Source organism: Flavobacterium sp. 270 (genome assembly GCF_004368785.1).
Lineage (GTDB): Bacteria > Bacteroidota > Bacteroidia > Flavobacteriales > Flavobacteriaceae > Flavobacterium.
The window spans coordinates 285,248-299,933 of record NZ_SODM01000003.1 but is presented as its reverse complement, the minus strand read 5'-3'; the positions used below and the strand labels follow the sequence as shown (position 1 = coordinate 299,933).

At 34.8% G+C, this 14,686-nt stretch carries 11 protein-coding genes; 10 read left to right on the top strand and 1 reads right to left on the bottom strand.

Going from position 1 to position 14,686, the window contains the following annotated elements; genetic code table 11:
* Positions 1-12: 12 nt before the first annotated feature.
* The 6 genes from EV144_RS12800 to EV144_RS12775 are packed head-to-tail and all read left to right on the top strand — an operon-like array spanning position 13 to position 6,134.
* Positions 13-1,272, top strand: a complete 1,260-nt coding sequence (locus EV144_RS12800) for a TolC family protein (protein ID WP_208326850.1) — start codon at positions 13-15, stop codon at positions 1,270-1,272.
* Between the two features lie 6 nt (positions 1,273-1,278).
* Entirely contained in the window at positions 1,279-2,214 is a 936-nt protein-coding gene (locus tag EV144_RS12795) for an HlyD family secretion protein (RefSeq protein WP_134149353.1), read from the top strand.
* 7 nt (positions 2,215-2,221) lie between these two features.
* Positions 2,222-3,172: an ABC transporter ATP-binding protein gene (locus tag EV144_RS12790; RefSeq protein WP_134149351.1), complete on the top strand. Its 951-nt coding sequence runs from the start codon at positions 2,222-2,224 to the stop codon at positions 3,170-3,172.
* Complete coding sequence (locus EV144_RS12785; protein WP_134149349.1) at positions 3,162-3,905, top strand: ABC transporter ATP-binding protein; 744 nt, start codon at positions 3,162-3,164, stop codon at positions 3,903-3,905. Before EV144_RS12790 ends, EV144_RS12785 begins: the two co-directional genes overlap by 11 nt.
* Before the next feature lies 1 nt (position 3,906).
* Positions 3,907-5,013 carry an ABC transporter permease gene (locus EV144_RS12780; protein WP_134149347.1) on the top strand — a complete coding sequence of 369 codons (1,107 nt, stop codon included), beginning with the start codon at positions 3,907-3,909 and terminating at the stop codon, positions 5,011-5,013.
* Complete coding sequence (locus EV144_RS12775) at positions 5,010-6,134, top strand: ABC transporter permease (protein WP_134149345.1); 1,125 nt, start codon at positions 5,010-5,012, stop codon at positions 6,132-6,134. The genes EV144_RS12780 and EV144_RS12775 overlap by 4 nt, the downstream gene beginning before the upstream one ends.
* Positions 6,135-6,384: 250 nt before the next feature.
* On the opposite strand, the gene EV144_RS12770 is transcribed toward EV144_RS12775, so the two are convergent.
* Positions 6,385-7,365, bottom strand: a complete 981-nt coding sequence (locus tag EV144_RS12770) for a zinc-dependent alcohol dehydrogenase family protein (protein ID WP_134149344.1) — start codon at positions 7,363-7,365, stop codon at positions 6,385-6,387.
* Between the two features lie 28 nt (positions 7,366-7,393).
* Between EV144_RS12770 and EV144_RS12765 the strand changes: the two genes are divergently transcribed.
* From EV144_RS12765 to EV144_RS12750, 4 genes are all read left to right on the top strand, one after another.
* A complete protein-coding gene (locus EV144_RS12765; protein ID WP_243854664.1) occupies positions 7,394-8,329 on the top strand; it encodes an AraC family transcriptional regulator in 936 nt (311 codons plus the stop codon).
* Between the two features lie 285 nt (positions 8,330-8,614).
* Positions 8,615-10,549, top strand: coding sequence for a tetratricopeptide repeat protein (locus tag EV144_RS12760; RefSeq protein WP_134149342.1), 1,935 nt, complete (start codon positions 8,615-8,617; stop codon positions 10,547-10,549).
* A gap of 10 nt (positions 10,550-10,559) precedes the next feature.
* The gene (locus tag EV144_RS12755) at positions 10,560-11,321 is read left to right on the top strand and encodes a LytR/AlgR family response regulator transcription factor (RefSeq protein ID WP_134149340.1); all 762 of its coding nucleotides are present in this window, start codon (positions 10,560-10,562) and stop codon (positions 11,319-11,321) included.
* 46 nt (positions 11,322-11,367) lie between these two features.
* The gene (locus EV144_RS12750; protein ID WP_134149339.1) at positions 11,368-14,505 is read left to right on the top strand and encodes a T9SS type A sorting domain-containing protein; all 3,138 of its coding nucleotides are present in this window, start codon (positions 11,368-11,370) and stop codon (positions 14,503-14,505) included.
* The last annotated feature ends 181 nt before the right edge of the window (positions 14,506-14,686 follow it).

Sequence of the window (14,686 nt, the reverse complement as noted above, 5' to 3'; positions counted from 1 at the left end):
AAAATTCTATATATGAAAAGGTTACTAATACTATTTGTCTTTTTTTCGACAATAAGTTATGCGCAGGAAAGTGCAAAACTCTTAAAACTCGATGATTGCTATAAAATGGCAGAAGAAAATTATCCGTTATCAAAAAAACGAGAACTTATTGCAAAAAGCGGTGAGTTTACAATAGATAATATTGCAAAAGGATATTATCCAAAATTTGATTTTAATGCTCAGGCAACGTATCAATCGGATGTTACCAAAGTTCCGGTGAGCATTCCCGGAACTACAATGCCAATTCTAAACAAAGATCAATATAAAGCTTACGGCGAATTGAATCAGGTAATTTATGATGGCGGTAACATCAAACAGCAAAAAGATATAACAACATCTCAGACCAAAGTGCAGCAACAACAACTGGCTGTAGATTTGTATTCGGTAAAACAAAGAGTTACTGATATTTACTTCGGAATTTTGATTTATGAAGAACAGCTTCGTCAAAATGAATTACTTAAAAACGATATTTCTATCGGAATGAAAACGGTTGAAGCGCAAATTAAAAACGGAACAACTTACAGAAGCAGTTTCGATTTGCTTAAAGCGGAATATCTAAAAGCCGATCAGCAGGCGATAAGCATTCGCAGTTATAAAAAAGCCTATCTCGATATGCTGGGTCTTTTTATTAATGAAGAATTAGCTGCAAATACAAAATTAGAAACGCCACAAACAACGCTGAATGTTCAGGAAATCAACCGTCCGGAATTAGCACTTTATAATTTTAGAAACGAAAGCTTTGAACTCAACAAAGAAACTATTGATGCCGGAAACCGACCAAAATTAAACTTCTTTGTACAAGGCGGTATTGCCAATCCTGCGCTGAATTTCTTAAAAGAAGGTTTTGAATGGTATTACATTGGCGGGCTTCGATTGAATTGGTCTTTGACGGGTTTGTATACTTCAAAAAAACAAAAAGAAATTATTGATATTAATAAATTAGAAGTTGAAGCCGAAAAAGAAACTTTTCTTTTTAATACCAAACAATCTATCAGACAACAAAACGGCGAAATAGAAAAACTGCAGGAATATCTTAATTCTGATGATGAAATTGTTGCTTTAAGAGGCAATGTTAAAAAAGCTTCTCTGGCACAATTAGAAAATGGTGTGATCAGCACAGATGATTATCTAAAAAATGTAAACGACGAAAACGAAGCCAAACAAAACAAAATCATTCATACAACCGAATTGCTTTTGGCACAATACAAACAAAAATTAATAACCGGAAATTAATCTAAGATGAAAAATATATTATTTACAACAATTACAGTATTGTTACTCACTTCTTGTTCTCAAAAAAATGATTTTGACGCTTCTGGAAATTTTGAAGCAGATGAGGTTATTGTTGCTGCACAGCAAAACGGCGAATTAACATCCTATTCTGTTCAAGAAGGAATGTTACTAAAACAAGGCGCAAAAGTTGGACAAATTGATGTGCGAATGGCAGAACTGCAAAAAGAGCAGATAAAGGCAAGTATTAGTGCTTTGCAGGATAAAACAGCAAATCCAAACGATCAGGCTGAACTTGTAAAACGTCAGTTGCAAGTACAAGAATCGCAATTGGCCCAGCAGGAAAGAGAACGCAGACGTACCGAAAATTTATTAAAAGCAGATGCTGCAACGCAAAAACAACTTGATGATATTAATGCCGGAATAGATCAATTGCGCAAACAAATTGCCGTAACAAGACAACAAATAAAACTAAATACCTACAACACCAATACACAGAACAAAAGTATTTTGAGTGAAAAAGGGCCATTAGAAAAAACAGCCGAACAATTTCAGGAACAAATTGATAAAGGTCAAATTATAAATCCTATTAACGGAACTGTATTGGTAAATTATGCGCTTCGCGGTGAAATGCAGGTTATTGGCAAGCCTTTATATAAGATTGCAAATACAGACACGCTTAATTTGAGAGCGTATATTATTGGAACGCAGCTTACCAATATTAAAGTAAATCAGCAGGTAAAAGTTCGCATTGATCAAGGTGAAAAAGAATATAAAGAATACACGGGAACAATAATATGGATTTCGGATAAATCTGAGTTTTCTCCAAAAACAATTCAAACCAAAGACGAAAGAGCCAATTTGGTTTATGCGATTAAAGTAAAAGTCAAAAATGACGGTTTTCTTAAAATTGGAATGTACGGCGAAGTAATCTGGTCTAAATAGAAAAATCATGATTTCAGTAAGTGTAAAAAACATAACGAAAAAATATGGTGATTTAACTGCGGTTGATGATGTTTCTTTTGAAGTAAAAAGAGGAGAATTGTTTGGCTTAATTGGCCCCGATGGTGCAGGAAAAACATCTATTTTTCGTATTCTCACTACGTTATTGCTTGCCGACAGCGGAACAGCAACTGTTGAAAATCATGATGTTGTAAAAGAGTATCAGGACATACGAAATAAAGTAGGTTATATGCCTGGGAAATTTTCCTTATATCAGGATTTAACCGTTGCAGAAAATTTAAATTTTTTCGCTACTATTTTTGGAACTACAATCGAAGAAAATTACGATTTGATCAAAGACATTTACGAACAGATAAAACCTTTTAACGATCGTAGAGCCGGAAAATTATCCGGCGGTATGAAACAAAAACTGGCTTTATGCTGCGCCTTGATTCATAAACCCGAAGTATTGTTTTTAGACGAACCTACAACCGGAGTTGATGTTGTTTCGCGAAAAGAATTTTGGGAAATGCTGGATAAACTCAAAAAACAAAACATCAGCATTGTGGTTTCGACTCCGTACATGGATGAAGCAAAACTTTGTGATCGTATTGCCTTAATTCAGAACGGAAAAATAATGTCGGTAGACAAGCCAGACACTATTGTAGAGCGTTATCCTAAACCGCTTTTTGCAGTTAAAGCTAAAAATATTTACAAACTACTGGAGAACTTACGTTCTGATACGGCTGTAGAAAGCTGTTACGCTTTTGGTGAATATTTACATCTGACATTAAAAGCAGAAGATGATAAAGAACAGACTGTAAAAGACTTAGCCATAAAATATAATCCCGAAGAATTGGAAGTACTAAAAATTACTCCAACAATCGAAGACAGCTTTATTAGACTGATGCGCGAACAACAAACCACAAACAATATAACAGAAACATCTAATGGAAAATAAAGCAATAGTCTGTAAAGATTTAACCAAACAATTTGGCGATTTTAAAGCCGTTGATGGAATTTCTTTTGAGGTTGAAAAAGGCGAAATTTTCGGTTTTCTTGGTGCAAACGGCGCAGGAAAAACTACAGCTATGCGTATTCTCTGCGGTCTGTCCTACCCGACTTCTGGCTCGGCAACTGTTGCAGGTTTTGATGTCTATAAACAGCAGGAACAGATTAAAAAAAACATTGGTTACATGAGTCAGAAATTTTCTCTTTATGACAATCTTACCATTTTGGAGAATATTGAGTTTTATGGCGGTGTTTACGGGGTTCCGCGCGACGAAATAAAAGTACGAAGTGCAGAACTGGTTGCGACTTTAGGTTTAGAAAAAGAAGCAAAAAAACTCGTTGGAGCACTTCCGTTGGGATGGAAACAAAAATTAGCTTTTTCGGCAGCCATTTTTCACAGACCGAAAATCGTGTTTCTAGATGAACCAACTGGAGGTGTTGATCCTTTAACCAGACGTCAGTTTTGGGATATGATTTACAAAGCCGCTGCAGACGGCATTACGGTTTTTGTTACCACACATTATATGGACGAAGCTGAGTATTGCAATCGCATTACTGTAATGGTAGACGGCCGTGTAGAAGCATTAGACACGCCAACGAATTTAAAAAAACAGTTCAATACCCATTCTATGGATGAGGTTTTTTATCAACTGGCCAGAGGCGCCAAAAGATCTGGAGACTAAAATGAAACAGTTACTCGTATTTATCAGAAAAGAATTTTATCACGTATTCAGGGATCGCAGAACTTTGCTTATACTTTTTGGCCTGCCTATTATGCAAATCGTACTATTTGGTTTTGCTTTAAGCAGTGAAGTAAAAAATATCGGAATCAGTATTCAGGATAATGCCAAAGATGCAGATTCTGAACAGATTATCGCTAAAATAAAATCGAGCTCTTATTTTCATGTAAAAGATCCTATTTTAAATTATGCCGATATTGAACGTAAATTTAAAGACGGAAGCATCAAATGTGCTATTATTTTTCCGGCCAATTTTGGTTCCGATTTATATAAAACCGGCGGTGGCAAAATCCAGATAATCGCAGATGCTTCAGATCCAAACACAGCCACAATTGTGACCAATTACCTGAGTTCGATTATTAATAATTATCAACAGCAGCTCAATCCTAATACACAAATATCGTATCAAATAATTCCCGAATTACGACAGCTTTATAACGAAGAACAAAACGGTTCGCTTAATTTTATTCCCGGCGTTATTGCGCTCATTTTTATGATTGTGAGTACGGCGCTTACTTCTGTTGCAGTGGTTCGCGAAAAAGAATTGGGAACTATGGAAATATTATTGGTATCGCCATTTAAACCCATTTTGGTTTTAGTCGCAAAAGCAATTCCGTATTTGGTGCTTTCGCTTCTCGATTTCATTATTATTTTACTGCTTTCTGTATTCTTACTACACGTAGAAATCCGCGGAAGTCTGCTATTGCTTTTTGCAGAAAGTATTCTTTTTATTATCACTTGTTTGTCGCTCGGACTGCTGATTTCTAATATAACCGACTCCCAGCAAACTGCCATGCTTTTATCTATGATGGGCATGATGCTGCCAACGATGTTATTGACTGGTTTTATGTTTCCGATAGAAAATATGCCCTGGATATTTCGTGTAGTCTCGCATATTATTCCTTCCCGATATTATTATGCTATTGTAAAAGCTGTGATGCTAAAAGGACTCGGATTTAGTTATATCTGGAAAGAGACACTGGTATTGATTGGTATGTCGACCGTATTATTGACACTTGCATTAAAAAACTTTAAAATCAGGCTATCATGAAAGTATTGAGATTCATTTTACAAAAAGAATTCCGCCAGATATTTAGGGATAAAACAATATTGGCGATGATGTTTATCATGCCGACAATTCAGTTGATTATCATGCCTTTGGCGGCCAATTTTGAAGTCAAAAACGTGAATGTAGCGTATGTAGATAATGACCACAGCAGTTATTCACAACAATTAATCAATAAAATTGCAGCTTCAGGATATTTTATAATTGCCGGAAGTCCCAGCTCTTACAAAGAAGGTTTAAAAATGATAGAAGACGGAGATGCAGATTTGGTTCTGGAAATTCCGGCTGGTTTTGAACGTAATTTAGTTCGCGAACACAGTCAGAAAGTAAACCTTTCTGTTGATGCCATTAACGGAACAAAATCTTCACTCGGCGGCGGTTATTTAATGTCTGTTATTGCAGCATTTAACAGTGGTTTAGATGTCAATATTAAATCGCCAACAGGAACTCTTTCAAAAGAAAATGCCAAAATTGTAATCGACAGTTCAAATTGGTACAACCCTCGCGCAGAATATAAATATTATATGGTTCCGGGAATCTTGGTACTGCTTCTTACTCTAATTGGCGGTTTTATTACGGCACTTAATATTGTAAAAGAAAAAGAAATTGGTACAATTGAACAGATCAATGTAACGCCAATTAAAAAATGGCAATTTATTTTAGGGAAACTTATTCCGTTTTGGATTGTCGGAATCATCGTTTTTACCGTCGGATTAATCGTAATGTATGTGATATACGGCATTTTCCCAAAAGGAAGTTTATTGGTTTTATATCTCTTTGCAGCAGTTTATCTTATTGCTTTATTGGGACTTGGCCTGCTCATTTCGACTTTTGCAGATACGCAACTTCAGGCTATGTTTATTGCCTTTTTCTTTATGATGATTTTTATGCTCATGAGCGGATTTTTTACCAGTACAGACAGTATGCCGGACTGGGCGAGACAAATGTCGAATTTTACTCCTGTAACGCATTTTATTACTGTAGTCAGGCTCATTGTCCTCAAAGGAAGCGGTTTTGCTGCAGTAAAAACAGAATTACTCTATTTAATTGGTTTTGCCTTTTTATTGAATGGACTGGCGATTTACAATTATAAGAAAACGAGTTAACACACAAATAATAATTAAAATTAAATAAAATCCACAATCTTTGTCATCCTGACGAAGGAAGGATCTCCGAAAGTAACTCGACAAATATTAGATTATTGTTGCGGAGCTGCTTGCCTTCCTCAGGATGACAAAAAAGAAAGGATGACAAAAAGGATGGTAAATTAGCGTGGAATCCCGCATGCGATTTCTCCTTTCGTCGAAAGGACAATACTTTGAGTATATTGTTTTATACTTTAAGTATATTTATAATTTAAATAAGAACAATCGCTCTATTTTTTATTGAATGATTTTCTAGTCCTTCATAAGCCTCTTCAATAGTTTCAAAAGAATAATCTGTATCATTTACTACAGCTTTTAATTTTCCTGCATTCGCCAATTTAGTTGCTTCAGTCAAAATTTCAGCATGATGTTCTATGTTTTCTCCTGTAAGAAGCGGCATTAAAGTAAACACACCAGAATACGTTGCGCCGCGGAAAGAAAGCGGTGCCAGACTGTGTGCTCCCCAACCCAAAATACTCACTACATGGCCTGTATATTTTTTTACAGCTTTAAAAGAATTATCCAAAACTGCGCCGCCAACAGTATCCAAAATGACATCAAAACCTTTTCCTTCTGTGTAAAGCTCAACATATTCTTCTGGCAAAACTGTATTATAATCAATTGCTGTAACTCCGTAAGCTTGTATTGCTTCCAAATTTTCGGCGCTTCCTGTCGCATAAATTTCGGTACCAAAAGATTTTGCAAGCTGTATTGCGATGTGTCCAACACTTCCCGCACCGCCATGTATTAAAACTGTCATTCCTTTTGCAATTTTTGCTCTATCAACTAAACCTTCCCAAGCAGTAATAAACGCCAACGGAATTGCTGCAGCTTCTTTAAAAGATAATGTTGAAGGTTTAATTGCCAATAATCTTGCATCAACCGCAGCATATTCTGCCAAAGAACCCTGAATTCCGGCAATACCACCAGTCATTCCGTACACTTCATCACCTGCGGTAAAACCTGTTACATTTTTACCAACGCTTTCTACAATACCAGCCATATCAATTCCTAAAATAGCAGGAGTCGAAACTTGTGCGTGTGCTGCTTTTCCAGCTTTAATTTTTGTGTCCAGCATATTTACACCACTGGCTTTAATTCTAACCAAAACTTCGCCATCTGCAGGAACTGGTTTGTTTATATTTTTGATTTTAAAATCTGATCCAAATTCTTCTAAGACAAGTGCTTTCATTTTTTTTATATCTAATGTTTTTTTTTGTTTGAAATCTACAGTACAAAATTCTACAATATCTGATTGTATTTTGTTGTATATTCGTGTAATAAAAGTGTATAATCTTGTTATGGTAAACGATGTCCTGTACGAACCTTTTCAATTGGTTCTTAAAGAGTTATTAGACGAATGCCCTAGAGGCGAACACATGCACAGTTTTTTTGAACTTGTATATATTGTGCAAGGCAGCGGCATACAGCACATCAACAATAATACATTTACGTATAAAGCCGGACATTTGTTTCTGTTAACTCCCGACGATCTGCATAGTTTAGATTTTGAAGAACCAACGCAATTGTTTTTTATCCGATTTAATAATTACTATTTAAATGGTGCTTATCAGCAGGAATTATTACAGCGAATCGAAATTATCCTAAAAAATGCTTCGCATGAACCGGGTTGTGTTTTAAAGAATGAAGACGATAAAATTATGATTCATCCTTTAATGAATGCCATAATTAAAGAACATACCAAAAGAGGTTTGTATCATAAAGAACTGCTTTCGCAATACATTAATACTTTGCTGGTTATTGTGGCAAGGAATATTATGATGAGTCTTCCCGAAAAAATTAATGATCAAAGTGACCAGACTGTTGTTCGTATTTTACAATATGTACAGGCGAATATTTATGATCCGGAAAAACTAAAAGGACTTCATATCAGTAATAAATTCGGAATTTCTGAAACCTATCTGGGGCGTTTCTTCCGAAAACATACGAATGAAACTCTACAACAATATCAGACCAATTATAAACTGAAATTAATTGAAAACCGATTGCTAAATACGGATATGCGTATTAATGAAATCGCAGCCGAATTTGGTTTTACCGATAAAAGCCATTTTAATAATATGTTTAAAAAGAACAGAGGCGTAAACCCAACGGAATATCGCAAAATGTTTAAAGGTTTTGAATATGTAACATGATGGTACACGGATAAAACGGATTCGCTATCGCGAAGACGCGGATTGACGCGGATTTTTTTTAAAGTAGATGATTAAAAATCAGTTTTTATCTGCGCCTTCGCGATAGCGAATCCGTTGTATCCGCGTTCCCTTTATTCTGATTTATTTCAGGCTTTCTCAATCTTCCAACATCATAAATAATTCAAAAGAATCAAATAATAATCGAAAACGCATAAATAATAATTGGGTGTATAATACTTAAAAACATATTATACATTTGTCTCGCCACAACCAAAACAAAACCAAGTGAGATCCAAATTTAGTATAACCGTTTTCTTTTTGTCTGCTCTTTTTTGCAGCATTTCTAATGCTCAAAACGGCGCTATCGAAAATTTAAAAAAAGCAATTAATCCTGCTAAAACAGATACGGTTACAGTAAACCAATACAATAAACTAGCCGATTTATACAAAGAAATTGATACGGATTCTACTTTGTTTTTTGCCGAAAAGGCAAGCATTATCAGCAAAAAAACAGCTTATAATTTTGGTATCGCAAATGCTTGTCTCAATAAAGCAAATGCTTCTATTCTTTTAGGAAATTATACTAATGCTTTACAATATCTAAAAACGGCTCAAACCGAATTTACAACTGCGCTTCAAAAAAATTCCAATCAAAGAGAAATAAAGAAAGGTTTGGCGCGCGCTTATGCTAATTCTGGTGTTGTACATTCTGAACAAGGCAATTATATGCCGGCTTTAAAAAATTATCAGCAGTCTTTAAAAATATATCAGGAACTTAAAGAAAAAAGAAGTATTTCTAAGTTGATGAACAATCTGGGAATTTTGTACAAATCGCAGGAAATTTATCCTAAAGCATTGTACTATCTTACAGAAGCTTATAAAATACAAGTAGAACTTAAAGATGAAAATGCTCCGGTAACTTTGACCAATATTGGTGTTATTTATTTTGAATTAGGCCAATATCAAAATGCTTTTAATTATTATGAAAAAGCAAAACTGGGATTTAATACTTTCCCAAACAACCGTGGCGCTGCTCTTTTAAACAATTACTTTGGAGATTATTATAAGAAGCAAAAAAATCAGGAATTGGCGCTTTCTTATTATCAGCAATCTTTGGATTTATACGAAGAAATTCAAAATAAATTTGGCGCTTCTTATGCTTTATATAACATCGGATTGTTGCTTCAGGAACAGAAAAAATACAATGAAGCACTTCCATACGCGTCCAAATCATTGGCGTATGCGCAGGAAATTGGCGCTTTAGACCAGACTTTTCATACCGAAGAATTATTGAGCGACATTCAAGAAGCTTTACACAATCCTGCCGAAGCTTTATCTCATTATAAAAATTCAATTAAAATTCGCGACAGCATTAACAATGAAGAAACGAAGAAAAAATTTGCCGAAGCTGAATTGAATTATGAGTTTCAGAAAAAAGAAACTTTGCTTTCTGAAGCGCATAAAAGAGAAATTCAATTGGTTGTCTTTTCTATATTGGGCGGTTTATTAGTCTTGGTTTTAGGTTTTGTACTTTATACCAAAATGCAGGTAAAAAGACAGCTTACACTCAAAAAAGAAGTGGCAGAATACGAGCAGAAAGCATTGCATTTGCAGATGAATCCGCATTTTGTTTTTAATTGTCTGAGTTCGATTTCTAGTTTTATTGTTCAGAATGGAACCGATTCGGCATTAAAATATTTATCAAAGTTCTCCAAATTAATGCGTCTTACACTCGAATATTCTAAAGGTTCATTGATTCCGATTGATAAAGAGATCGAGAGTTTACAGAATTACCTGGAACTAGAACAGCTTCGTTTTCATGATAAATTCGAATTTACAATTGAATCTTCAGAAAATGTAGAATTTAATATGGGATTACCGCCTTTATTGATTCAGCCTTTTGTAGAAAATGCCATTTTGCACGGCATGGTTCCAAAAGAAGGAAAAGGAAAAATCAAAGTCAATTTTGATGTTCAGCACGAACAACTTGTCTGCACGATTACCGATGACGGAATTGGTTTGTCTGAATCTAAACTTTTAAAAGAAAATTCAGTTACGGCACATCAATCTATGGCGCTCGATATTACTAAAAAACGATTGAAGATTATGGAATCGATAACTTCTAAATCGGCAAAAATTGAGATTGTTGAACTGAATTCTGAAAATCAAAAATCGGGTACAAAAGTTACTTTGTACCTGCCTATACAATACATACCCTAATAATACGACCATGATAACAGCATTATTAATAGACGATGACAAACATTTACGAACGGGCTTAAAAGCACTTTTGGAGCGCTACACTAATGATATTTTTATTGTTGGAGAAGCCGAAAGCGTAAAGACAGGAATTGCTGCAATTGAGAAACTACGTCCGCAGGTTATTTTTCTGGATATTCATTTAACAGACGGAACTGGTTTTGATATTTTAGAAAGAATTTCGCAGGTAAGCGGAAAAATAAAAGCGCATATCGTTTTTATTACAGCTCACGAACAATATGCATTAAAAGCTTTTAAATTCAGCGCATTAGATTTTATTCTAAAACCTGTTGATCCCGAAGAATTACAGCAGACAATGGCCAAAATAAAAGACGCTGTCGGGAAAAATAATTCGTTTGAAAACATTGATTTGCTGTTGGAAAACATTCGAAAGAAAGTCGATAATTTTAAAAGAATCGCTTTATCTACGAGCGACGGAATTCATTTGTTTGAAGTTTCGGATATCATTCGCTGTGAAGCCAAAATCAATTATACCCAGTTTTTTATCAAAAACCACAAACCTGTTTTGATTTCTAAAACGCTTAAAGAATATGAAGAATTATTGGGCGAACATGGTTTTGAACGCATTCATCAGTCACATTTAATTAATTTATCTTACCTAAAATCGTATATCAAAACAGACGGCGGTTATGTAATTATGGCCGATAATGTAAATATTCCGATTGCACAGAGTAAAAAAGAAAAATTACAGGAATTGATTAATTCCCTTTAATAAAAAGACCCCAGCTATTTTCTAACAATACCCAAACCAAATCATTATGAGAAAAAAATTACTCTTATTGGTATTTCTTTTTACCGGAATGGTAAATGCACAAATACTTACTTTTACTGATCCTACTTTTAAAGCTATGCTTGTAAATGGCGGTTCGGCCAACATTACAGCTTATTCCGGAGGTTCTCCGGTAACCAGAATTGATACTAATTTTGACAATCAAATTTCGACCGCAGAAGCTGCAGTTATTGACAGACTTTGGATAGAAGGCGCTAATGCTAATCAAGTAACCAACATTCAGGGAATTGAAGGTTTTACCAACTTAACTGATTTAGGTTTTAGAGAAATTAGTGTAACCAGCATTAATCTAAGCGGTATGCCGAATTTAAAAACCTTTTTCTGCAAAAGTCCAACATTGGTTACGGCGACGCTTTCGGGTTTTACTGCTGCAACAACTATTACTTTACAGGAAAATCCGTTATTAACAACATTAAACATCTCGAATTGTCCAAGCTTGACTACGATTGTAGCACAGCAAAACGCAGTTTTCTCAACGCTGAATGTTAGTAATTTAGTGGCATTAAAAACTGCTTATTTTGCAGATAATCAACTTACAGCTTTAGATTTTACAGGCTGTCCGAATCTGGAATATTTTAATGCCACCAATAATAAAATTACTTCTATTAATGTCGCTGGTTTGAGTAAATTGACAGATATGAGTATTGAAGACAATCTCACTATTACGTCAATAAATGCTGCCGGATGTACGCTGCTGAATTTCTCGCCTGCAAGATTTGGACAAAACCATGAAGTTGTAACCGCAGATTTTTCTAATTGCTCCAGTTTACAAAGAATTTCTTTTGCCAATAATAAATTGACTTCTTTAAATCTTTTGGGTTGCAGCGCTTTAACCAATCTTGATGCCAACGATAATAATTTGAATACTTTGAATGTTTCGGGTTGTACTGCATTATTAAACGCGGCGATTTACAACAATAAGCTTACCGCTTTAAATTTAAGTACTTCGCCTAACTTGGTAGAATTGAGAGTAAATAATAATTTAATTTCAAATTTAAATCTAACGGGTTGTGTAAATTTAGAAACCGTGAATTTAAATTCAAATCAAATTCCATCGATAAATCTTTCTGGCAATACGCATTTAAAAGTTTTAGAATTAGAAGATAATCCAACTACTTCTTTAAATCTTTCTGGTTGTACAGCTTTAACGACTTTAAATATGCAGACTGCAACAATTGCCAACGGAGATTTCTCTAACTGCTCGGCTTTGGCTTCTATAAACAATACGAGCGGTTTATTAAATTCTGTAAATGTTCAGGGTTGTACGGCACTTTCTACACTTTCTTTGTCTGGATTATCTGGTCAGATTGCACCAATAACAACACTGAATACCAGCGGACTTACGAATTTAAAAAGCGTCAATATTGGCTACACTAGTCTTACGGGAATTAATCTTACTGGCTGTGGCGCTTTAACAAATTTGTTTTGCTTGTACTCGCCTATTACAGCACTAAATTTTTCTGATTCGCCAAATATCGAAAATTTAAATGTTACCGGCACAAAATTACAATCTATAGACATTTCTAATTTGAAGAATTTCCAGTCTTTGTCTGCCAACGATATTCCGACTCTGGAAACACTTTTTGCCAAAAATGGAAAAAACGAAACGTTATTTTTTACTGCATCAAAGACGGCTCTTAAATTTGTTTGTCAGGATGAGGTTAATATTACTTCAACCAAAAATTATTTAAACAGTTTAGGATTATCAAGTACTGTGGTCAATTCGTACTGTACTTTTACTCCCGGCGGTAACTACAATACTGTTACAGGAACTATCGCTTTTGATTTAAATAATAATGGCTGTGATGCGTCTGATCCTAAACAGCCCAATGTAAAAGTAGGTCTAAACGACGGTACTGTACAAAGTGAAGCTTTTACAGAAGCTAACGGAAAATATACGTATTACACCGGCACAGGAAATTTTAACATTGTACCGCATTTAGAAAATCCAACGCTATTTTCTATTTCGCCTGTAAATGCATTACTAACATTTCCGGACATTAATAATAATGTGGCTGTACGTGATTTTTGCATTACTGCGAATGGCTCTCAAAGTGATGTTGAAATTGTAATCGCTCCTATTGCGCCTGCAAAACCTGGATTTATGGCGTGGTATCAAATTGTAATTAAAAACAAAGGAAATCAAGCCGTAAGTGGTAATTTGAATTTTACTTATAATGAAAATCTTTTACATTATGGAATTGCGACGCTGGCGCCAGATGTACAAAATCCGGGTGTTTTGGGTTGGAATTACACAAACCTTCTTCCTTTTGAAAGCAAAAGTTATTATGTAGGTTTAAATGTAAATACACCAACGCAAATCCCGCCGGCAAATTTGGGTGATATTTTAAATTTTTCTGCGACTGTAAATCCAATTGCAGGCGATTTTTATCCGACAGATAATGTGTTTAATTACCACGAAACTGTAGTTGGATCATTTGACCCAAATGATATTACTTGTCTTGAGGGCGAAAGTGTTTCTCCGAGCGCGATTGGTGATTATTTGCATTATGTTATCAATTTTGAAAATACCGGAACGGCCGATGCAGAAAATATAGTAGTAAAAGTAACTATTGATGCTACAAAATATGATGTGAATTCGCTTCAGTTGATTGCTACTTCACATCCGTCAAAAACGATTATTACGGGAAATGTTGTTCAGTTTATATTTCCTAATATCAATTTGAGTACATCTAAAGAAAAACCAATTGGCGGACACGGGAATATTTTACTTAAAGTAAAAACATTGCCAAATCTGGTTACCGGCGATCAGGTTGAAAAAGGTGCGGAAATCTTTTTTGATTATAATGCTCCTATTGATACCAATACGGCAGAAACGATTTTTAAAGCTTTAGGAATTAAAGATTCTCAAGAAGATAAAAGTATGGCGCTTTACCCAAATCCGACAAAAGGAAATGTAAATATCAATTGTGATTCTGCGATAAAAACTATCGAATTGTTTGATGTGCAAGGCAGAATTCTGCAAACAGTTATTGAAGACAGTAATTCGGCACAATTGGATATTTCGAATAAATCAAACGGTCTATACTTTATCAGAATTACTACTGATGCTGGAAGTAAGGTTGAGAAATTAATTAAGGAATAATTGTTTTTTTAGCCACTAATTGCACGAATTGCACTAATTTTTTAGCCACAGATAAAAGGATTCTTTTATCTGTGGTTATTTTTTTGACACTAATTATTTTTTGGCCACAGATTAGACAGTTTTGCACAGATTTTTTTAATCTTTTTAATCCTTTAATCTGTGGCAAAAATAAAAATTAGTG